The sequence below is a fragment of the Asticcacaulis benevestitus DSM 16100 = ATCC BAA-896 genome, from assembly GCF_000376105.1.
Lineage (GTDB): Bacteria > Pseudomonadota > Alphaproteobacteria > Caulobacterales > Caulobacteraceae > Asticcacaulis > Asticcacaulis benevestitus.
The window spans coordinates 88,523-109,530 of the sequence record NZ_AQWM01000005.1 but is presented as its reverse complement, the minus strand read 5'-3'; the positions used below and the strand labels follow the sequence as shown (position 1 = coordinate 109,530).

Genomic DNA, 21,008 nt, shown 5'->3' with positions numbered 1-21,008 from the left:
ACCGGCGGAGACGAGCATGACATACCTTGGACTGGGCCTGATCGCACTGGCCGGAATGGCGCAGGCGGAGGCGCCGACCGAGGTCATCGTCCGCGCTCATCGTTTCAGTGCCTATGCGGGTGATGCCGCTTTCAGCCGTGTCGATATCACGCGCGATGCGCTCCAGCGCGGCGCGGCGGCGGACCAGACCTTGAAAGACGCCGCGCAGGCCTCGCTGTTCCGCCGTTCCTCCAGCCTGACCGCCAACCCCACCGTGCAGGGCATGAGCCTGCGCGCCATCGCCCCTTCCGGCGCCGGCCGTGCTCTGGTGACGCTGGATGGTATTCCGCAGAACGACCCCTTCGGCGGCTGGGTGATCTGGGCCGCGCTTCCGCCTGAAGCTTTGAGCAGCGCCCACGTCGTGCGTGGCGCCGGTGGCGGTGCCTATGGCGCCGGCGCGCTGACCGGCGTGGTCGATCTGTCACTGGTGCCGCCACAGGCCCTGCAACCCTATGCCGAGGTCAGTCTCAACGATAACGACAGTCGTGTTTTTGCCGGTGGTATTGCGGTCGGCGGTCTGGGTATCCACCTGCTCGATCAGACCTTGCACGGTGATGTGCCGGTGCGCGGCAGCCAGCGCGGCGCGGCCGATGTCGAGACCCATGGCCGCGATAAAAGCGTGCTGGTCAATGGCCAGTGGACGGTGGGCGAGGGCGAGCTGTCGCTGCTGGCGGGTGGCTATGACAGCGTCCGCGAGACCGGTCTCAAAGGCGCTACGGCGCGCTCCAGAGGCGATCAGGTCAGCCTAGCCTATACCCGCGCTCCGACAGAGGAGCGCAACGGGTATCGTCTGCAAATCTGGCACAAGGATTCCGATCTCGCCAACCGCTCGGTCTCGGTGCAGGCGGGCCGCGTCGCGACAACGCTGGCCAATGATCAGGTCAAGACACCGGCCACAGGCAACGGCTTCAATGCCGCCATACGTCACCAAACACCGAAATCAGAATGGGAGATCGGCATCGATGCCCGCACGGGCGATGGCGAGTCGCGCGAATATTACCGCTATATGGCGGGCGCGCCGACGCGCTATCGGGTGGCCGGTGGCGAGAACAGCCTGATCGGTGTCTATGCCGAGGGCACGCGTTTTCGCGGCCCCCTGACCCTGACCGGTGCACTGCGTGTCGATCAGTGGCGCACAAGCAATGCGCATCGCTATGAGACCGATCTGATCACCCATCTGCCGGTGCTCGATCTCGCCTTGGCGGGCAAGGAACAGACCCTCGCCTCGGCGCGTCTTGGGCTGGCCTATGCGGTGACGCCGCAGTCGACGTGGCGTGTGGCGGCCTATAACGGTTTCCGGCCGCCCAGCCTCAATGAGCTTTACCGGCCGTTCCGCATTGGCAACGATATCACCGAAGCCAATGCCGACCTGAAACCGGAACCCCTGGCAGGCGCCGAACTCGGCTGGCGCTTTGCTGGGGCTAGGCTCTCGTTGGATAGCGATATTTTCTACAATGTGGTGACCGATCCGATCACCAATGTGACGCTCGGTATTGGTCCTGGCACCTTCCCGCTGGCGGGTTTCGTGCCGGCTGGCGGCGCCTATCGCCAGCGCCAGAATGTCGGGGAGATCCGCGCCTATGGTCTGGAAGCGCAAGGCCGCTATGTGCTTGGCGAACGGTTAAGCCTGACATCCTCCCTGACCGTGACCCATGCCCGCGTCGCCGGTGCGTCAGGCGCGGTCAATGGCAAGCAACCGGCGCAGGCGCCCGATTACAGCGCGTCCGTCGGCATGACGGGACGGCTGGCCAAGGTCGATCTGCGCGCCGATGTGGTGTTTGAAGGCCAGAGCTTCGAGGATGACCTTAATGTCTTGCCGCTGAAGGCCTACAGCAAGTTCAATCTGTCCGCCGGTTACGCTTTTACGCCCCATATGGGGGTGACGGTGCGGGTTGATAATGCGCTCGATGCAGCGGTGCCGATTCAGCGCAGCAACGATGGCACGATCAACTACGATACTGGCCGCGCTGTCTGGCTGAGCCTGAGCTATCGTTAAAGTGAGGCGATAAAGGCGCGGCTGTCTTTCAGCGATTCGATGGCCGGCTTGAGGAAGGGTGGTTCCTGCTCAACGAAATAGCTCTTCACACCCAGCTCCTGCGCGGCGGCGAAGACCGGCTTCCAGTCGATCATGCCATGACCGACTTCGGTTGAGCGGAAACCGGCAGCTTGCTTGTCGTCCTTGATCATGTCCTTGATGTGCAGCAGGTCGAGGCGATCAGCGTATTTTTTCATCGTCGTCACCGGATCGAGGCCGGCCACCGCCACCCAGCCGATGTCGAGTTCGGCGCGCAACTGCGCCGCCGGGGCAGCCGACAGCAGGATGTCGTAGCCGGTCTGGCCGCCGCCCAAATTTTTGAATTCCATCGGGTGATTGTGATAGGCGAATTTCAGGCCGGCGCCGGTGACGATCGGGGCGATCTTCGCCATATGCTCGGCGTTCATCTTCCAGGCGTCGGCGGTCATGGCCTTGGTCATGCCGACGATCCAGTCGGAGCCGGCGGGCAGGGGCGTCGGTGTCTTCGGTGACGAGCAGACCAGCCATTCGGCACCGAGCGCCAGGGCATCGGCGATATCGCGCTCCATATGATCGATCAGGCTGGGCATGTTGGTGTGGGCCGAACGAATTTTGAGGCCGGCGGCTTCGACGAGCCCCTTATACTCCAGCGCCGTCTTGCCCTGGAGGCCGGCGGTCTCGACCACATCATAGCCTGCGCCCTTGATGGCTTTCAGCGTGCCGGGAATATCCCTGGCCAGTTCGGCACCGACCGTCCAGAGCTGCATCCCGACCGGCCAGGTATCCAGCACGGATTTTGGTTTGGGCGCGGTGGTATCGGGGGCCTTGCTGCAGCCGGCCAGCAGGCCTGCGCTCAAAAGCGCCGCACTGCCGAATAGCATATGCCGACGTGAAGGGATGAAAGGGGTCATGGTATCTTCCTGCCTGTAGGTGCGATCTGTCGTCGCGTGACAGGAGAAAAGCACGAATTGTAATCGTGTACAATCGTTAACCGAGACATGTCCGTCTTGTTTTATTGGTCCGGAACATATATAGAACAATCCTATGGCCCGTGACTTCATAACCCTGCCGCCGCTCTATTACCGCGATCACTTTCTGGAGATGATCGGCTTCGTGACGTCGGTCTATGGCGCCATGCTGGGCGAAGACGAACAGGCCTTTATCAGCCGTTTCGGAGAACTGGATGAATGGGCGCAATGCCTCTATATCCGCATGGTCAACCGCAAAAAGGCGGTCTTCTCGCCCGGTGACCTGGACTATCAGGAGATCGGCGACCTGTGGGGCGGGCTCGATCAATTACGCGAACATGGCTTCATCCGTGAGATTTGCGCGCAGGATTATCACGCCTGTCTCGACGATCACGCCAAGCCTGACTTGCAGAATCTGGCGAAGGACCATGGGCTTGAGGTCAAGTCCGGCTGGTCAAAACCAAGGCTTGCCGATCATATCCAGGCCCATCTGGCCTATGACGCCTTTGCCTCCGGCTTCCTGCGTTCGGACCATTTTGTGCCGGAACACAAGGATACGCTCGGCTTCCTGCTCTATCTCTATTTCGGTCGCTTAAGCGACAACATGACCAGCTTCGCTCTGCGTGATCTCGGCGTGGTGTCGGTGAAGGCGCGCGACAGCTATCAGGCGCGCTTTGATAACTTGCAGGCAGCGCGCGCCGGCTATTTCTATACGCGGCAATTGCAGGCGTTGAGGCAGGGGGCCGATGCCACGGCGCTGGCTGATAGCCTGGACGCATGGCCGCCGGCTGAGAGCGAGGCCAGTCAAACCTTGCGTGATACTCTGCTGCACCAGATCGGCCTGGCGTTTGAAAAGCGCAAGGATACGGCTCGCGCGCTCGACATCTATGCCCGTTCCGGTGCTTTCGAAAGCCACGAGCGCGGTGTTCGCCTTCTCTACGCTATGGGCGCCACCGATGAGGTCAAGGCGCGGCTCGAAGCCATGTTGCAAAGCCCGGCGCATGATGAGGAATATATCTTCGCCAGCGATTTCTATGCCCGCAAGTTTGGCCAGCAACGCATGGGTATCTTCACCCATCTGCTGCGTTCGGCCGAGACGCTAGAGGTCGATGAACTGTTCCGCGGCGATGCCGAATACGCCGCCATGCAGGCCTATGCCAAACAGGGCTGGACGCCTTGGCACAGCGAAAATGATCTGTGGGCGGTGCTTTTTGGCCTGTTGTTCTGGGAAGAACTGTTTGAAAGCGCCGCAAGCTTTGGTTCGGATTTCGATTGCCGGCCACAGAGCCTGAAAGATCGCACCTTCCACACGCGCTTTGCCGATCAGATCGCGCAAAAACTGGCGTGGGTGCGCGCAGGTGAGGCGACGGATTACATGCGCGATATTATCCGGCGTCATCATGGCGAGAGCAACGGGCTGTTTGTCTGGTTCAAGGGGCTGGAAGACCTGGTCACTGCCTTCTTAAGCGCTGCCCCGCGCGACGCTGTGGCGGGTTTGCTGCAAAACATGGCCGAGGATTTCTATGGTTTGCGCGATGGTTTCCCCGATCTGGTGCTGATCCGCGACGACGCGGTGCGCTTTGTCGAGATCAAGGGCGAGGGCGACTGCGTGCGCCGCCACCAGTTGGCGCGGCTGAACCTGTTGCGCAGTTTGGGTTTCGCGGCCGATATCTGCCGGGTTAGTTACCGCACCGATCCAGATCAGGTTTATGTTGTGGTCGATGTCGAAACCACTGGCGGGCGGCCCCCCAATGATCGCGTCACCGAGATTGGCGCGGTCAAGGTGCAGCATGGCCGCGTCATCGGTGAGTGGTCGTCGCTAATCAATCCGGAGAAACGTATTCCGCAGTTCATCACCCAACTGACGGGAATCAGCAACGATATGGTGCGTGATGCGCCTAAATTTGCCGATATCGCCGATGACTTCGCAATGTTTATCGAAGGCGCCATATTTGTGGCGCATAATGCGACATTCGACCATGGGTTTATCGCCAGCGAGTTTCGCCGCTTGGAACGGCGCTTTCGCCACCCCAAACTGTGTACCTGCGCCTCGATGCGCAAACATTACCCCGGCCACGCCTCCTATGGCCTGGCCAATCTGTGCCGTGCGTTCAATATCGAGCTGAAAAACCACCATCGCGCCCTGGCTGATGCACGCGCTGCTGCCGAACTGCTTCATCTTATTAATGAAAAACGTCTCGAAGGCTTGTCATCCTGCGCTTAAGTTGACTAAAAGAACTGATCCAAAGCGGCCTAGAAACCCTATAAGCCAGTGAGCTAAATTCTAAGCGCCTTGAAGAGGGGAATTCATGTCTGAAGAGTCACAGGTCTTGATTGTCGTTGATGTGCAAAAAGGCTTTGTGACGCCACAATCTGAGCATGTGGTGACGGCGCTCGAGAACCTGCAATACGAGTTTGATTATGTCGTCTTCACCAAGTTCTACAACCCCGACCCGTCGCCGTTTCGCAAGCTGCTGAACTCTGCATCCATGGCGCCACAAAGCCCGGAGACCGAACTGGCCCTGACGCCACGCGAGGATGCCGTCATTATCAGCCGGCCACTCTATAGCTGCGTTACCGAAGCCTTGCTGGTGCGGTTAAAAACCTGGGGTTTAAAAGAAGTCTTTATCGCCGGCATAGGCACAGAGACCTCCGTGCTCAAGTCGGTGACAGATTTGTTTGAGCTGAATATCCGCCCATGGGTTTTGAAGGATTTGTGCGCCAGCGAGAAGGGCGCCGAATTTCATGATCCGGCCATCGCGATCATGAGTCGACTCATCGGTCAGCAACACGTCATCACCTGCAATGGCGCCGAGGCAAATATAGCGCGAAGCTAAACGTCTTCCGACTCTTTGGGGTGTGGAAACAGACGGTTTTTTCCGGCCCAGATGCCACCTAAAATGGCCAGAACGCCGATACCGGCCAACCCCGCCAGGGTCAGGCTGGTTTTGGGCATATTGCGATAATTGATGAGCAGGCGCTCGGCCTTCATACTCAATGTATCTTTCACCAGCGGCGCATAGGGGGCGGCCGTGGTGGGGGCGTCGACATAATCCATGATTCACCTGTGCGAAAAGCAGAACTCTAATAGCTGCTGGGGGGATCGCTGGCAGGGAAGCTGTCATCGATCATCGAGTCGATCTGATCTTCATCAAGACGGTCTCGCATCTCCTTGTCGCGCCGCAGATGGGTGCTATGCGGCGTGGTGCGGAAAAATCCCTTGAGGAAACCTTCGATAAAGGTGCTGACAATGGCCAGAGTTGTCGCGTGCCCAGTCTTGTAGCCCAGTGCGGCCTTTGTGGCCTTGACCGACTCGGCCTCGCTGATCGGCTCATCCGCCACATGATCGGGCTTGATAAGCTTCTCATCCGTGCCCTCTGGCGCGAAGGGATCGCTGGGCCCATGGCCTTGAGCCACCTCAGCCGAGGATGTGCCATCACCGGCATAAGGGGCTTGCGCACCAGCCTGCTGGGTATCGCTGATATCTTTGAGATCGGGCATAAATGTCCTCCTGTTTGACGCTCAGTGTAGACTCTGGCGGATAAGGACACGCTGGCGATCAGGCGCGCCTTGCGTAAGGTGTTGGTAAGCGGCTTGAGAAAATAGCCGCGCCATGACATAGAGGTGCGCCTCGCCACAGGAGCCCTCATGATCACTGAAATCGCCACCCTGCGGATCGATTCCGCCAAGTCTGCAGAGTTTGAAGCCGCTGTTGCCGCCGCCGCGACCTATTTCAAGGCTGATGCCGGCTGCCATGGCATGTCGCTCGAAAAGGTTATCGAAGATCCGGGCGTCTATAATCTGCGTGTCCTGTGGGAAACGGTCGAGGCCCATACGGTCGGCTTCCGCGGCAGCGATAATTTCCAGCAATGGCGCGCCCTGGCCGGTCCTTTTTTCATCGAACCGCCGAAAGTTGTCCATTGTGAAACCGTCGGCAACTATTTCTGATACAATGAGGGCTTCCTAAGCGCGGCCTTACCCTTTATGGGTGACCGCAACTTATGAGATTCCAGTTATGAACGATACCCCGCAAGAACCCGCCCGCACCACACGCCTGTCGCTGCTGACCCCGCTCGAATTCGCCAAAATCGCCGATCTGGCCTGGCGCACCGATCCGCGCGGTTCGCTGGCCCGCCAGATCTCCGAAGCCATCGGCGTTTCGGAAAGCTCGATCGAGCGCTGGCTGAAAGATGAACGGCACCCGGCGCCGCCCGAACGCATCGCCGAGGCCCTGCGTCTGGCGGATAAGCGCATGCATGAAAATTCCGATTTTCTCTACAAGGTCGCCATCACCCTGTCGCAAAATCCGGCTTAACGTCTGAAGATGATCCGCAGGGCCGTGGTCAGCGCCACGGTCAGGCCGATACCGGCGATAACCGTCATGGCGATATTGAGCAGGTCGTCAGAATCTGGCTGCGTTTCCGGCACGCCTTCGGAGCCGCCAAGCGGTCGTTTGGCCTGAAGTGGTGCTTCAGCCGGCATCCACTCCCAGATGCCGGGATAGCGGCTCTCCGACTCCGGCATGTTGATATTGACGGGCGGGACGTAGGCGGCGGAAGGGCTAACGGGCAGGGACAACTCTGGCATGGGGTGCTCCAGATGGATGTGGAACCGAACGGCCATCATACGCCGATTTTAAAATAAGTCATCAATCTTGACGTTAACGTAATTCGACACACGCGTCTGTATGTAGTGATACGGTGCAGTTTTACGTGAAGCCGAAGAGGATTGGCCTGGCCAGATATAGGGATCGGTGGGACCGAAGGCACGGTGGTGGAGCTATGCGGATTCGAACCGCAGACCTCCTCATTGCGAACGAGGCGCTCTACCAACTGAGCTATAGCCCCGTGCCGTTTCGGTCCCGTGTTATTAAGGCAAGTTTGACCGCTGTCAAGCGCTCCTTAACTTGTAGTCGCTAGGAAATACCCTATATTGACATGAGTTTAACGCGCAGGGGCAACCGCACGCATGGCCGGATTTATTTTCTTTATCATCAACGGGCTTTTTTCGTTTGTTATCTGGTCGTTGATCCTGAGCGCGATCCTGAGCTGGCTGGTGGCCTTCAACATCATCAATACCCGTAACCGCGCCATGTACATGGTCATGGACGTCCTTGACCGGATCACGACGCCGATTCTGGCGCCCTTCCGTATGCTGATCCCGCCGATGGGTGGCCTCGATATCAGCTTTATAGTCGCCTTTCTGGTGATCAAGGGGATGCAGATCTATCTGCTGCCGCCGGCCTACATGACCCTGCAACAACTGATCGGCTAAGCCCTTATGCGGCTTTATGTGCGCCTGACACCGAAGTCGTCGGTCGAACGAATCGATGGCTGGGATATGGACGACAAGGGGCGGCGTTTTCTGAAAGTTCGGGTGCGCGCTGCGCCGATCGAAGGCAAGGCCAATGAAGCGCTGATCGCCTTTCTCGCCAAGAGCCTGAAGGTGCCGAAATCACGGCTTACCCTGGTGACGGGCGACACGGCGCGCCTCAAGCAGATTGATATCGATGGCCTTGATGAAGTGGCTTTAGCGATTAGTTTTCCAGATTAGGCATGCCCAGAATGCATATGCGGTTGTCGGCGCTTAAGGCGGGGATATCGAACGGGCCAAGGGTAGCCCCTCCGAGCTGAATAAACAGCGTGTTGTCGTGGCTGAGCGCATCGACCAGGTCCTGCGAAGCCGGCAGGGCCACCTGGGTTGCATCGGTCACGCCGTAGCCTTTGAAACTGCTGCCCTCGGTCATGATGACGAAGGGGGTATACCAGTCACGCGGCAGGTTCAGGGTATCCACCGTGATCGCCAGCCGGAGATCGCCTTGTGTCGTCTTGTCGAGCACGATCAGTGTGTCGAGTTGAGGCTCCAGGCTGACGCTGCACGTCGTCTCATCGCCGACCATGCGCCAGAGTGGCGCCGCCTGACCGGGCAGGGCAATCAGCCCTAAGAGAGCGATGGCTGACAGAACTAAACCTTTCATTCGCCTCCCTTCCACGATTGCGCAATGCACCAAGGTTAGCGTGCGTCCTTGCCGCTCGCCAGACAAAAATAAGGGTTCCAGAGCCGAAGCCCTGAAACCCAAGTCTACCTTTGCGAGGTATGCGAAGACTTTACGCGGCGACTGTGGCGCTTTCACGAATTTGAGCGTTGATCGCCGCAGAAACCTGCGAACCGGAAGCCGTGCCGCCAAGGTCGCGCGTGAGAACACCCTTTTCGACCACGGCATCAATAGCCGCGTCGAGTGCGTCAGCTTCTGTCAGCAGATTGAGCGAGAAGCGCAGCAGCATGGCGACGGACTTGAGGGTGCCGATCGGGTTGGCGAGGTCCTTGCCGGCGATATCCGGGGCGGAGCCGTGGATCGGCTCATAAAGACCCTGACCGGTGGCGCCCAGCGAAGCGGAGCCCAGCAGGCCAATCGAGCCCGGCAGCACCGAGGCGAGATCGGACAGGATGTCACCGAACATGTTTTCCGTCACCACCACGTCGAACGAGGTCGGGCGGGTGACGAGGTGCATGGCCATGGAATCGACCAGAGCGTGCTCCAGTTCGACGTCCGAATACTCTTCCTTGTGCAGGCGGATGACGGTTTCGCGCCACAGGCGGCTGGTCTCGATGACATTGGCCTTATCGACGCTGGTCACCTTGTTGCGGCGCTTGCGAGCGGCTTCAAAAGCGACGCGGGCGACGCGCTCGACTTCGGCGACCGTATAGACGCACTCGTCGGTAGCGGTGGTCTCGGTGCGCGTCTGCTTGCCGAAATAGAGGCCGCCGGTCAGTTCGCGCACGATCAGCATGTCGGCGCCTTCAACGACCTCACGCTTGAGCGGCGAACGGTGGACCTGCGAGGCCTTGACGTCCATCGGGCGGAGATTGGCGAACAGGCCCATGGCCTTGCGCACGGCCAGCAGGCCCTGCTCAGGGCGTTGCTTGCCTAAGTCCCACTTCGGACCGCCAACGGCGCCGAGGATCACAGCGTCAGCCGCGCGGCAGGCCTTGTCGGTGTCTTCGGGGTAGGGGTTGTTGTCGGTATCGATGGCGATGCCGCCGATGCGCTTTTCGTCGAAATTAAAGGTGTGGCCGTAGACCTCGCCGATGACCTTCAGGGCCGACACGCCGGCAGCGGCGACTTCGGGACCGATGCCGTCACCCGGCAGGACGACGATATTAAAAGTGCCCATTATGCGGCTTCCTTGTTGTTGGCTTTCTCGTAGGCTTCGATGGCGGGCAGGCGCTTCAGCACCCAGCCCATGGCGTCAACGCCTTCCAGCAGACACTGGCGGGCGAATTCCTCGACCTGGAAGGTGAAGACGGTGCCGTCTTCCAGGGTCAGGGCGCAGGTTTCCAGATCGATGGTGACGCGCTGTTGCGGGTTGGCGAGCAGCTTGTCATAGGTCGCCTTGTCGACGACGACCGGCAGCAGGCCGTTCTTCAGGCTGTTCGACTTGAAGATGTCGGCGATCTCGGTCGAGATGACGGCCCTGAAGCCGTAATCCATCAGCGCCCACGGGGCGTGTTCGCGCGAGGAGCCGCAGCCGAGATTGTTGCCGGCCACCAGCACCTGGTGCTCGCTGGCGTCGATGGTATTGAGGATGAAATCCTTGTTCGAACCATCGGCATTGTAGCGCCAGTCATTGAAGGCCACCTTGCCCAGACCTGCCTTGGTGGTCGTGGTCAGGAAGCGGGCAGGGATGATCTGATCGGTGTCGATATTGGCTTCCGGCAGAACGACGATGCGCGATGAGAAGCTGTTGTTGGATTCTTGATTGCTCATCTTTATGCGCTTTCCAGAGCCATGAATTGACGGGGATCGGCGACATGGCCGGCGATGGCCGAGGCGGCAGCGGTGGCCGGCGACGCCAGTACGGTGCGCGAACCGGGGCCCTGACGGCCTTCGAAATTACGGTTGGAGGTCGAGACGGCCAGTTGGCCCGGCAGGACGAAATCGCCGTTCATGGCGATGCACATCGAGCAGCCCGGCAGACGCCATTCGGCGCCGGCATCGGTGAAGATCTTGTCGAGACCTTCCTTTTCGGCCTCAAGACGAACCCACTCAGACCCCGGCACGACGAGGGCGCGAACGCCCGCGGCGACCTTGCGACCCTTGAAGATATCGGCGGCGGCGCGCAGGTCGGACATACGACCATTGGTGCAGGAACCGATGAAGACGACGTCGACCTTGGCGGCGCTTCGCGAGTCTCCACCTTTCAGGCCCATATATTTCAGGGCGCGTTCTTCGTCTTCGGTGTGTGCCACCGGCACGCCCTTGACGATGGGTGCGCCCTGGTCAGGCGAGGTGCCCCAGGTTGCCATCGGCTCGATGCTTGAGCCGTCGATACGGATTTCCTTGTCGAAGGTGGCACCTTCGTCGGAGGCTAGCTTGAGCCATTCAGCAGCAGCGACATCGTAGTCGGCGCCTTGCGGTACATATTCGCGGCCACGCAGCCATTCGACCGTCTTGGCGTCGGGGGCGATCATGCCGCAGCGGGCGCCGGCTTCGATCGAGAGGTTACAGACCGTCATGCGGCCTTCCATGTCGAGCGCTTCGATGACCGGGCCGGCATATTCCAGCGCGTAGCCGGTGCCGCCGGAAAAGCCGAGCGTGGCGATAATGGTCAGGGCAACGTCCTTGCCGGTCACGCCGGGCTGGAGCTTGCCGTCGACGGTGATGCGCATGGTCTTGGGCTTGCGCTGGGCCAGGCACTGGGTGGCCAGAACGTGGCCGACTTCCGAGGTGCCGATACCAAACGCGATGCAGCCGAAGGCGCCGTGGGTCGAGGTGTGCGAGTCGCCGCAAACGACGGTGTAGCCCGGACGGGTCAGACCCATTTCCGGCCCGATGACGTGGACGACGCCGCGGTTCTCGGCATCATAGCCGAACAGGCGCACGCCGTTCTTCGCGGCGTTGTCTTCCAGCGTATGGACCTGAATCTCCGCTTGTGCCGTGATGTAGGGGCGGTTGCCGTCAGCGTCGGGGCGCAGGGTGGGAATGGAGTGATCCAACGTGGCGAAGGTGCGGTCCGGGCGGCGGACCTTGAGGCCGCGGGCTTCCAGTTCGGAAAAGGCCTGCGGGCTCGTGACTTCGTGGACAAGGTGCAGGTCGATATAGAGCACGGCGGGGCTGGTGGCGCCCTCCGGCTCGACGACGTGCGCGTCCCATACTTTTTCAAACAGCGACTTTGGAGGGCTAGATTGGGCGGTCATGGTTTCGTCTCGTTATTTAAAGGAAGCAAGACACCCCACCACCACGCCGCAAGGGCGGCGCGGTCCCCCTCCCCGACAAGTCGGGGAGGTATAAGATTAGCTTTTCCTATATCTCCCCAGCTAGCTGGGGAGGGGGACCGCACGACGCCGAGCGTGCTCGGCTAGATGCGGTGGTGGGGTTTCTTACTTTAAAAGTTTACTCAGCCGGAACAGCGGCCTCGATCGGGTCGAGCCAGCCGAAGCGGTCTTCCGTCGTGCCGTTGAACAGGCCGTGGAACAGGGTCATCAGGCGCTTGGTGACCTTGCCCGGACCGGCGGCGCGGGTCGGGATGTCGTCCACCGAGCGGATCGGGGTGATCTCGGCGGCTGTGCCGCACATGAAGACCTCGTCGGCGAGGTACAGCATTTCGCGCGGCAGGGCCTGTTCGATGACTTCGATGCCATCGGCCTTGGCCAGCTTGATGATCGAGTCGCGCGTAATGCCACCCAGGATGGAGGCGGCGACCGGCGGGGTGTGAATTTTGCCGTTCATGATCAGGAACAGGTTTTCGCCAGCGCCTTCCGACAGACGGCCATCGGTGCCGAGGCCCAGACCTTCGGCATAGCCACGGCCGCGCGCTTCCTTGCCGATCAGGTAGGACGACAGGTAGTTGCCGCCCATCTTGGCCGCGTTGGGGATGGTGTTCGGTGCGGCGCGCTGCCACGACGACACGCAGACGTCGACGCCCTTGGTCAGGCCTTCTTCGCCGAGATAAGCGCCCCATGGGAAGGCGGCGACGGCGAAATCGACCTTGATGTTGTCGCCCTTCGGCGTGACGCCCAGGCCATTTTCACCGAGGAAAGCGACCGGACGCCAGTAGGCGCTCTTTAAGCCGTTGGCGGTCAGGGTGTCCTTACAGGCCGCAATCATCTGATCGAGCGTGTAAGGGATGTTGATGCCGTAGATGCGGGCGGAATCTTCCAGGCGCTGCAAGTGGTCGCGCAGGCGGAAACCGACGGAGCCATGCGGGGTTTCGTAGGCGCGGATGCCTTCGAAGACCGAGGTGCCGTAGTGCAGGGCATGAGTGAGGACGTGGACCTTGGCGTCTTCCCAGTTGAGAAGTTGGCCGTTCATCCAGATTTTATCAGCGAGTTTGGTCATGTGTTTCAGCAATCTTGAATATGTTCGAATGGGGAACTCTGTACGCCTTTTCACAGGCGCCAAAAAGAGGGGTTTTGCTAAGGCGTGGCAAAACCGCATACTTGGCCGGGGCCGCGACCACGGCCCCGATACCCCAAATCCCCAATGCTTGATGTCATCGCGTGAGGGTTCATGCGCTGACCTTATTCTTTATGGCCGATGTCGTGACGCCGCGCGGATCGGCGCTCAGGCGCCTGATGCCGTAGAGGCGGTCGATCTGAAGACCAAGTGTTTCGAGATTGCGCGAGGCTTCACGCGGACGAAGCGTCAGCGACAGGCCGCGCTTGTCCTCACCGAGATCATAAAGCTCGGCGCCATCGATGTTGAAGCCCCGGCGCTCCACGAGCCCTAAGATACGCAGCAGGGAGCCTTCCAGGCGATCCAGCTCAATATGAATCAAGTGGTTCATCCCAACGCTCCTCCATCATTTCCGCATTCGACGCGCCCGGCGGCACAAGCGGCCAGACGTTTTCGCGGGGATCAATCAAAACATGCAACAGGGTCGGACCCTCGGCGGCCAGCAGCTTGTCCAGCGCACCCTCGACCTCATGGCGATGGGTGATGCGGAAGGCTGAGAGACCGAACGCCTTGGCGACCTCGACGAAATCGGGATTATCCGACAGGTCGATTTCACTGTAATTTTCCTGGTAGAACAGTTCCTGCCACTGGCGCACCAGGCCGAGCGAGGAGTTGTCCAAAAGAACGATCTTCAGGGGGATGTTATAGCGGTTAAGCGTCGCCATCTCCTGAATGTTCATCATAAAGCTGCCGTCGCCGGAAATGGTGACGACGTGGTGATCCGGGCGCGCCAGCTTGGCGCCGACACCGGCCGGCAGGCCATAGCCCATGGCGCCGGAACCGCCCGACGTCAGGTGGCCGCGATTGTGGGCGAACTCGCAGTGCTGCGCCACCCACATCTGGTGCTGGCCAACGTCACAGGCGGCGACGAACTTGTCGCCGGCCTTTTCCGACAGCGATTTCAGCAGGCCGGGCGCATAGACGCCCTTGCCGGGAGCATTGTACTTGAAGCGGTGCTCCCACTTGTCGGCCTTGCACTTCTCAACCCATTTCTGGATGCCAGACACCTTGGGGTTCAGGGCTTTCAACGCGGCTTTCAGATCACCGACCACGGCGACATCGGCATGGCGCAGCTTGTTGATTTCCGCCGGATCGATATCGAAATGGATGACCTTGGCGTTGGGCGCGAAGGCATTGAGCTTGCCGGTGGCGCGGTCGTCGAAACGCGCGCCCAAGGCGATCAAAAGATCAGTTTCCTGAACGGCGGTATTGGCGGCGCGGGTGCCGTGCATACCCAGCATACCGAGCGCCAGATCGTGCGTGGTCGGCAGCGTGCCGAGGCCCTTGAGGGTCGAGACGACGGGGATGCCGGTGCGGGCGACAAAATCGCGCAGTTCCTGGGTGGCATTGGCCATTTCAACGCCGCCGCCGATATAGAGCAGGGGCTGTTTGGCGGCTTCAATCATTTTCGCGGCGGCTTCGATCGACTTCGGATCGGCGGCCGGCGGTGTCCAGGTCGGGAAGGTGGCGACCGATGAGACCTCGACCTTCGAGGCGGCGACGTCCTTCGGAATATCGATCAGAACCGGACCAGGGCGACCTTCGACGGCGATGGCGAAGGCCTCGGCGATGATGGCGGGAATGTCGGCGGCATCGCGGACCAGCCACGAGTGCTTGACGATCGGCAGGCAGATGCCGAGGATATCGACTTCCTGGAAGCCGTCCGTGCCCATCAGGTGCGTGGCGACCTGGCCTGTGATGCAGACGAGCGGGACTGAGTCCATATAGGCGTTGGCGATGCCGGTGATCAGGTTGGTGGCGCCGGGGCCGGAGGTGGCCATGCAGACGCCGACGCCGCCGGTCGAACGCGCATAGGCGTCAGCGGCAAATGCCGCGCCCTGCTCATGGCGGACCAGAATGTGCTTCAGGCCGGAACCGGCCAGGGCGTCGTAGATGGGCATGATGGCGCCGCCCGGATAGCCGAACACGGTCTCGACCCCCAACGCTTTCAGCGTGGAGATGACCAGTTGGGCGCCTGTGGGTTGGTTGCTCATCTTATCTTACTCGGTGTGTGTGACTTGGTAGATCTTCTTCCCATGAAGAGAAGAAGGGTGGCGGCGGACCCGCCTAGGTCCGCCGCCGCTGTCGGATTGAAACCCGATCAATCCTGACGTTCTTTTATCGATGTTTACGCCTCGACATTGGCCTTGTTCTGCAGCCAGCTCATGCGCGAACGCAGATCCTTGCCGACCACTTCGATCGGGTGCTCCAGATCCTGACGCATCAGGGCGTTGTAGCGCGGACGGCCGGCCATGTTTTCCAAAATCCAGTCGCGGGCGAAGTCGCCCGACTGGATGTCGGCCAGCACTTCTTCCATGCGTTCGCGGGTTTCTTCGTTGATGATGCGCGGGCCGGAGACCAGGTCGCCGTACTTGCAGGTTTCCGAAACAAAGGAGTGCATCTTGGCGAAGCCGCCTTCATACAGCAGGTCAACGATCAGCTTCAGTTCGTGCAGAACTTCGAAGTAGGCGATTTCCGGACGGTAGCCGGCGTTCACCAGGGTCTCGAAGCCCATCAGAACCAGTTCGGTGGTGCCACCGCAGAGGACGGCCTGTTCGCCGAACAGATCGGTTTCGGTTTCTTCCTTGAAGGTGGTCTCGATCACGCCACCGATGGTGCCGCCGATGCCACGGGCATAACCCAGCGCCTTGCGCGAAGCCTGGCCGGTGACGTCACGGTCAACGGCGAACAGCGACGGCACGCCGCGGCCGCGTTGATATTCGCGACGGACCAGATCGCCGGGGCCCTTGGGGGCAACCAGGATGACGTCGAGGTCGGCGCGGGCGATGACGCGGCCGTAAAGCACCGAGAAGCCGTGGGCGAACAGCAGGGCGGCGCCCTTCGGGGCGTGCTTTTCGATGATGTTCGAGTAGATTTCAGCGTGGCTCATGTCCGGGGTCAGGATGGCGATGATGGTCGCGTCCTTGACGGCGTCGGCGATCTCGGCGGTTTGCAGGCCGTCGTGCTTGGCCTTTTCCTCACCCGAACCGCCGGCGCGGACACCGACGATCACGTCGGCGCCGGAATCGCGCAGGTTCTGGGCATGAGCGCGGCCCTGGCTGCCATAGCCGATGATGGCGATGCGCTCACCCTTCAGGCTGTCGGGGGAAACGTCGTCATTCGTATAGATCTTCACAGTAGGCTCCGTAGTCTTTTTAAGTAGAAGGATTGGGATGGGATCAGGCGCCGAACATGCGGGCGTAACGTTCGCCGGGGGCGAAGGATTTCGGCGCATGGGCGTTGAAGGTTTGAGCGCCCTTGGCCGCGGCGTCGCTCATCAGGTCGATGCGGCGGGCAGCAAGGTCGATGTGGATGGTGTCGCCGTCACGCACCAGCGCGATGGGGCCGCCGGCGGCGGCCGAAGGCGCGACATTGGCGATGACGCGGGCCATGTAGCCGTTGGTGGCGTGGCCAACGCGGCTGTCGGTGATGATGCTGACCTCGGCCAGGCCCATGATATCCAGCGAGCGGCTGATGGCCGTCAGGGCCTCGGTGGAGGCGCCGCGCATGATGATGATGTCGCCATCGGTGATGTCGCCGGCCATGATCGCGTCCTGTGCCGCTTCGGCATGACCGAAGACGCGGGCCGTGCAATCGAACGCGGTCTCGAACATATCGGTGCGGATGACGCAGCCTTCGGGCGCCAGGGTGCCGTGCATAATCGCGAAACCACCCGTTTGCGCGCCTACAAGTGCGCCGGCGCCGTAAAACGGAGCGGAGGTCTCTTGCTTTCTCAGGGGCTGGATGGTCACGATAAACTCTCTTTTCAGGTGCGTCTGGGTTTAGATGTGCGAAAAAAATCCCGCTCGGATCAGGAGCGGGAGGATGTTGATCCTCAAAGTGCGGGTGTTTAAACCTGCGCTACCACTCCGGAAGCATGGGGCGTACAATTACGCCCCCAATAAGCAGCGATACGAGGTCGAGTACGATGACAGCCATGGCAAAAGAAACAGCCAGAGCGATAAGCTCTTGCGTCTTGTCTTGCTTCAGGGTGATGGCCTTGGCCATGGTCATGGAACCGCTCCGCGCTGCCCGGTGTGGGTGCGTTGAAGCCATATAGTCAGATGTTTTTGAAAATTGCAAAGGAAAAATTGGAAAAATTTTCCTGCATTTCAAGCTATTACGGCATTGCAGCAAAATAATTTGCCTTTAATTGGGCATTTGCGGGCGGATTATTTCTATTTAAGGCGCTGAATCACGAAAAAGCGCGGCAGTCCGGCGGAAAAATCGCAACAATCTCTCCCCACGCAGAAATAACCATAACCCTGCGGAAAGCGCCCTCCCTTGCCAAGCGAGGTGCGAGGTCTATCATGCTTATGCCTTATAAAAATAAGAGGGAGCGCCATGAAACTGATCGTCGCTGCGATTCTGAGCCTGTTTATCTCGTCTCAGACCATGGCTGAAGCGCCGCGAAAGCCGGGTGATTATCCGCTCGGTGCTGACTCTGAGGTGAAGGCGGTGCCGCATGGCCAGGTCATCGGGCCGGTCGAGTTTCACGCCAGAGCCTTTCCCGGCACGGTGCGGCGCTATTGGGTCTATGTGCCGGCCGGTTATGACGCCAAACGCCCTGCCAATCTCTTGGTGTTTCAGGACGGCCAGCGCGCGCTCAATCCCGGTGGCCCGCTGCGCGTCAATACCGTGCTGGACAATCTGATCGCCCAAGGAGCTATCCCGCCCACGATCGGCGTCTTTGTCACGCCCGGCAATCTCAGCGAACACTATCCGGATAATCTCGGCATGAGCAATCCCGATCATCGCGCCGAGGAATATGACGCGCTGGGCGATGACTATGGCCGGATGCTGATCGAGGAGCTTTTGCCCGAGGTGGCGAAGACCTACGTGTTTAGGTCTGATCCGAAAAAGCGTATCATCGGCGGCACCTCCTCTGGAGCGATGGCCGCCTTTACCGTGGCGTGGAATCACCCGGAAGCGTTTGGCAATGTCATCAGCCTGATCGGCTCCTACACCTCGATCGGCATGCATCCGGCGACGGCGACCACGCCCTTTGTTCCCGGCGGTGACACCTATCCCGGCCTGATCCGCAAATCGAAGATCCGGCCTCTACGTATCTTCATGCAGGATGGTTCGAACGATCTCGACAACGAACACGGCAACTGGTTCCTGGCCAATCAGCAGATGGTCAAGTCACTGGAATGGGCCAATGCCAATGCTGACCCATGGAAGCTGGGTCCGGCGCGCTATGACCTGAAATATGTCTGGGGCGATGGCAGCCATTCCGACCAGCACGGCGGCGCGATGCTGCCGGATATTCTGCGGTGGATGTGGCGCGACGATGTGAAGTAAGGCCACCCACAGATGACACAGATTTTTAGAAAGAGAAGGAATCCACAGATAAACCAGATAAGCACAGATAGCCCGTTAGGAGGTGGCTGGGTGCAATAAGACTAAAGCTTATTGAGCGCCTTTGGCGCTCGGACGGCACGAACAAAGAGTCACCATCCCCTACCAAACGCTCTGACCATCTGGGCTTATCTGGCTTATCTGTGGACCGCTTTTCTTCACTCCACCTCAAAGCCATCGCAAAAATCATTGCCTAAAACCGCATGAAGCCTATATAGAGCCCATCCCGCAAAGCCTTGTTTCTCTTATATTTGCTTACACAGGTAACGACCATGCCCGCTTTACGCTCCCGCACCACCACCTTTGGCCGCAACATGGCGGGCGCACGGGCGCTCTGGCGCGCGACCGGCATGAAGAACGAAGACTTCTCCAAGCCGATCATCGCGGTGGTCAATTCCTTCACCCAGTTCGTGCCCGGCCACGTCCACCTGAAGGACTTAGGCCAGCTTGTGGCGCGCGAGATCGAAAAGGCCGGCGGCGTCGCCAAGGAATTCAACACCATCGCGGTCGATGACGGCATCGCCATGGGCCACGGCGGTATGTTGTACAGCCTGCCGTCGCGCGACCTGATCGCCGACTCGGTGGAATACATGGTCAACGCCCACTGCGCCGACGCCATGGTCTGTATCTCCAATTGCGACAAGATCACGCCGGGCATGCTCAATGCCGCCCTGCGCATCAATATCCCCGTCATCTTCGTCTCCGGCGGCCCGATGGAAGCCGGCAAGGTGGTCTGGCCCGACGAGAACGGCGTGGCAAAAACCCACGCGCTCGATCTGGTCGACGCTATGATGCAGGCCGGTGACGAACGCATTTCCGACGCGCAGGTGCAAGCGGTCGAGGAAGCCGCCTGTCCGACCTGCGGGTCGTGCTCGGGCATGTTTACCGCCAACTCGATGAACTGCCTGACCGAAGCGCTGGGCCTTTCGCTGCCGGGTAACGGCACTACGCTTGCTACCCACTCCGACCGCGAGCGCCTGTTCTGCGAAGCCGGCCGCACCATCGTCGATCTGTGCGAGCGCTGGTATGATCAGGATGACACCAGCGTGCTGCCGCGTTCCATTGCCACGCGCGAAGCCTTCGAGAACGCCATGACGCTCGACGTCGCCATGGGCGGTTCGACCAATACGGTGCTGCATATCTTGGCCGCTGCCCAGGAAGCCGGCGTTGATTTCACCATGGCCGATATCGACCGGATTTCACGCAAGACGCCCTGCATCTGCAAGGTGGCGCCGGCCTCGGCCGATGTGCATATCGAAGACGTTCACCGCGCCGGCGGCATTGTCGGGATCCTGGGCGAACTGCATCGCGGCGGCCTGATCCATGGCGAACTGCCGACCATTCACAGCCCCTCGATGGCGGCGGCGCTGGCGCACTGGGATATCAAATCCTCCAACGATTCCTCGGTGGCCGAGTTCTTCAAGGCGGCGCCGGGTGGCGTGCGCACCACCCAGGCCTTCTCGCAATCGAAGCGCTGGGATGATCTCGATACCAACCGCCAGTCGGGCGTGATCCGCTCGGTCGAAAACGCCTTCACCAAGGATGGCGGCCTGGCGGTACTCTACGGCAATATCGCCGAAAAGGGCTGTATCGTGAAGACGGCCGGTGTCGATGAATCGATCTGGAAGTTTACCGGCAAGGCGCGTGTGTTTGAATCACAAGACACAGCGACGACGGCGATCCTCAACAACAAGATCGAGGCTGGCGACGTGGTGGTGATCCGCTACGAAGGCCCCAAGGGCGGACCGGGCATGCAGGAAATGCTATACCCGACCACCTATCTGAAATCCAAAGGTCTGGGCAAGGCCTGCGCGCTTCTGACCGATGGCCGTTTCTCCGGCGGCACGTCGGGCCTTTCCATCGGTCACGCTTCGCCGGAAGCGGCGGCCGGCGGCCTGATTGCGCTGGTGGAAGATGGCGACAGTATCGAGATCGACATCCCTAACCGCACCATCCATCTGGTGCTGTCGGATCGTGAGATCGCCGAGCGCCGCGCTGCCGAGGAACATCGTGGTGAGGATGCCTATACGCCAAAGAACCGCGAACGCTATGTCTCGACCGCGCTCAAGGCCTATGCCGCCATGGTCACCTCGGCCGATACCGGCGCCGTGCGCGATCTCAGCCTGCTGAAGCGCTGATCTTAACACTTGCGAACGGCGGAAATCTGCCG

At 60.3% G+C, this 21,008-nt stretch carries 23 protein-coding genes and 1 tRNA gene; 9 read left to right on the top strand and 15 right to left on the bottom strand.

The features are described from left to right. The first annotated feature begins 16 nt into the window (after window positions 1–16). On the top strand, window positions 17–2,035 hold the full coding sequence (locus B060_RS0108935) for a TonB-dependent receptor (RefSeq protein WP_018081434.1): 2,019 nt from the start codon (window positions 17–19) through the stop codon (window positions 2,033–2,035). On the opposite strand, the gene B060_RS0108930 is transcribed toward B060_RS0108935, so the two are convergent. Continuing rightward, on the bottom strand, window positions 2,032–2,964 hold the full coding sequence (locus tag B060_RS0108930) for a sugar phosphate isomerase/epimerase family protein (protein WP_236621544.1): 933 nt from the start codon (window positions 2,962–2,964) through the stop codon (window positions 2,032–2,034). The genes B060_RS0108935 and B060_RS0108930 overlap by 4 nt on opposite strands. Before the next feature lie 133 nt (window positions 2,965–3,097). Between B060_RS0108930 and B060_RS0108925 the strand changes: the two genes are divergently transcribed. After that, the gene (locus B060_RS0108925; RefSeq protein WP_018081432.1) at window positions 3,098–5,245 is read left to right on the top strand and encodes an exonuclease domain-containing protein; all 2,148 of its coding nucleotides are present in this window, start codon (window positions 3,098–3,100) and stop codon (window positions 5,243–5,245) included. Between the two features lie 85 nt (window positions 5,246–5,330). Further along, a complete protein-coding gene (locus B060_RS0108920; RefSeq protein ID WP_018081431.1) occupies window positions 5,331–5,858 on the top strand; it encodes a cysteine hydrolase family protein in 528 nt (175 codons plus the stop codon). Here B060_RS0108920 and B060_RS0108915 read toward each other — a convergent pair. Both B060_RS0108915 and B060_RS26485 read right to left on the bottom strand, forming a co-directional pair. Then, window positions 5,855–6,079 carry a hypothetical protein gene (locus B060_RS0108915; RefSeq protein WP_018081430.1) on the bottom strand — a complete coding sequence of 75 codons (225 nt, stop codon included), beginning with the start codon at window positions 6,077–6,079 and terminating at the stop codon, window positions 5,855–5,857. The two genes, B060_RS0108920 and B060_RS0108915, sit on opposite strands and share 4 nt — an antisense overlap. A 26-nt stretch (window positions 6,080–6,105) precedes the next feature. Continuing rightward, complete coding sequence (locus B060_RS26485) at window positions 6,106–6,522, bottom strand: hypothetical protein (protein ID WP_018081429.1); 417 nt, start codon at window positions 6,520–6,522, stop codon at window positions 6,106–6,108. Window positions 6,523–6,669: 147 nt separating this feature from the next. On the opposite strand from B060_RS26485, the gene B060_RS0108905 reads away from it, so the two are divergent. Both B060_RS0108905 and B060_RS0108900 read left to right on the top strand, forming a co-directional pair. Further along, on the top strand, window positions 6,670–6,969 hold the full coding sequence (locus B060_RS0108905) for an antibiotic biosynthesis monooxygenase family protein (protein ID WP_018081428.1): 300 nt from the start codon (window positions 6,670–6,672) through the stop codon (window positions 6,967–6,969). Window positions 6,970–7,036: 67 nt separating this feature from the next. Continuing rightward, window positions 7,037–7,336 carry a helix-turn-helix transcriptional regulator gene (locus tag B060_RS0108900; RefSeq protein WP_018081427.1) on the top strand — a complete coding sequence of 100 codons (300 nt, stop codon included), beginning with the start codon at window positions 7,037–7,039 and terminating at the stop codon, window positions 7,334–7,336. Here the strand turns inward: B060_RS0108900 and B060_RS0108895 are convergent. Both B060_RS0108895 and B060_RS0108890 read right to left on the bottom strand, forming a co-directional pair. Further along, a complete protein-coding gene (locus B060_RS0108895) occupies window positions 7,333–7,608 on the bottom strand; it encodes a hypothetical protein (RefSeq protein ID WP_155847566.1) in 276 nt (91 codons plus the stop codon). The genes B060_RS0108900 and B060_RS0108895 overlap by 4 nt on opposite strands. A gap of 184 nt (window positions 7,609–7,792) precedes the next feature. After that, window positions 7,793–7,868: transfer RNA gene (locus tag B060_RS0108890), tRNA-Ala, on the bottom strand. A 121-nt stretch (window positions 7,869–7,989) separates the two neighbouring features. On the opposite strand from B060_RS0108890, the gene B060_RS0108885 reads away from it, so the two are divergent. Next, on the top strand, window positions 7,990–8,295 hold the full coding sequence (locus B060_RS0108885) for a YggT family protein (protein ID WP_018081425.1): 306 nt from the start codon (window positions 7,990–7,992) through the stop codon (window positions 8,293–8,295). A gap of 6 nt (window positions 8,296–8,301) precedes the next feature. After that, a complete protein-coding gene (locus B060_RS0108880) occupies window positions 8,302–8,574 on the top strand; it encodes a DUF167 family protein (RefSeq protein ID WP_018081424.1) in 273 nt (90 codons plus the stop codon). Here the strand turns inward: B060_RS0108880 and B060_RS0108875 are convergent. The 10 genes from B060_RS0108875 to B060_RS27140 form a co-directional block, all read right to left on the bottom strand. After that, window positions 8,558–8,998, bottom strand: a complete 441-nt coding sequence (locus B060_RS0108875; protein ID WP_018081423.1) for a hypothetical protein — start codon at window positions 8,996–8,998, stop codon at window positions 8,558–8,560. The genes B060_RS0108880 and B060_RS0108875 overlap by 17 nt on opposite strands. 130 nt (window positions 8,999–9,128) lie before the next feature. Continuing rightward, the gene (leuB, locus tag B060_RS0108870; protein ID WP_018081422.1) at window positions 9,129–10,196 is read right to left on the bottom strand and encodes a 3-isopropylmalate dehydrogenase; all 1,068 of its coding nucleotides are present in this window, start codon (window positions 10,194–10,196) and stop codon (window positions 9,129–9,131) included. After that, window positions 10,196–10,789 (bottom strand): 3-isopropylmalate dehydratase small subunit, encoded by a 594-nt coding sequence (gene leuD / locus B060_RS0108865; protein WP_018081421.1) that lies wholly within the window; start codon window positions 10,787–10,789, stop codon window positions 10,196–10,198. Before leuD ends, leuB begins: the two co-directional genes overlap by 1 nt. Window positions 10,790–10,791: 2 nt before the next feature. Further along, the gene (gene leuC / locus B060_RS0108860; RefSeq protein WP_018081420.1) at window positions 10,792–12,219 is read right to left on the bottom strand and encodes a 3-isopropylmalate dehydratase large subunit; all 1,428 of its coding nucleotides are present in this window, start codon (window positions 12,217–12,219) and stop codon (window positions 10,792–10,794) included. 196 nt (window positions 12,220–12,415) lie between these two features. Next, window positions 12,416–13,360 (bottom strand): branched-chain amino acid transaminase, encoded by a 945-nt coding sequence (locus tag B060_RS0108855; protein ID WP_018081419.1) that lies wholly within the window; start codon window positions 13,358–13,360, stop codon window positions 12,416–12,418. A 169-nt stretch (window positions 13,361–13,529) separates the two neighbouring features. Further along, window positions 13,530–13,808 (bottom strand): ACT domain-containing protein, encoded by a 279-nt coding sequence (locus B060_RS24110; RefSeq protein ID WP_018081418.1) that lies wholly within the window; start codon window positions 13,806–13,808, stop codon window positions 13,530–13,532. Continuing rightward, window positions 13,786–15,471: an acetolactate synthase 2 catalytic subunit gene (gene ilvG, locus B060_RS0108845; RefSeq protein WP_018081417.1), complete on the bottom strand. Its 1,686-nt coding sequence runs from the start codon at window positions 15,469–15,471 to the stop codon at window positions 13,786–13,788. The genes B060_RS24110 and ilvG overlap by 23 nt, the downstream gene beginning before the upstream one ends. 134 nt (window positions 15,472–15,605) lie before the next feature. Further along, window positions 15,606–16,613, bottom strand: coding sequence for a ketol-acid reductoisomerase (ilvC, locus tag B060_RS0108840; protein ID WP_018081416.1), 1,008 nt, complete (start codon window positions 16,611–16,613; stop codon window positions 15,606–15,608). Window positions 16,614–16,656: 43 nt separating this feature from the next. Next, window positions 16,657–17,229 carry an IlvD/Edd family dehydratase gene (locus B060_RS0108835; RefSeq protein WP_018081415.1) on the bottom strand — a complete coding sequence of 191 codons (573 nt, stop codon included), beginning with the start codon at window positions 17,227–17,229 and terminating at the stop codon, window positions 16,657–16,659. Between the two features lie 109 nt (window positions 17,230–17,338). Next, on the bottom strand, window positions 17,339–17,491 hold the full coding sequence (locus B060_RS27140) for a hypothetical protein (protein WP_018081414.1): 153 nt from the start codon (window positions 17,489–17,491) through the stop codon (window positions 17,339–17,341). A gap of 330 nt (window positions 17,492–17,821) precedes the next feature. Here B060_RS27140 and B060_RS0108825 point away from each other — a divergent pair, with 330 nt between their 5' ends. Together B060_RS0108825 and ilvD are read left to right on the top strand one after the other, a co-directional pair. Beyond that, window positions 17,822–18,781: an alpha/beta hydrolase gene (locus B060_RS0108825; protein WP_018081413.1), complete on the top strand. Its 960-nt coding sequence runs from the start codon at window positions 17,822–17,824 to the stop codon at window positions 18,779–18,781. Window positions 18,782–19,110: 329 nt separating this feature from the next. Next, on the top strand, window positions 19,111–20,976 hold the full coding sequence (ilvD, locus tag B060_RS0108820) for a dihydroxy-acid dehydratase (RefSeq protein WP_018081412.1): 1,866 nt from the start codon (window positions 19,111–19,113) through the stop codon (window positions 20,974–20,976). Window positions 20,977–21,008: the final 32 nt, after the last annotated feature.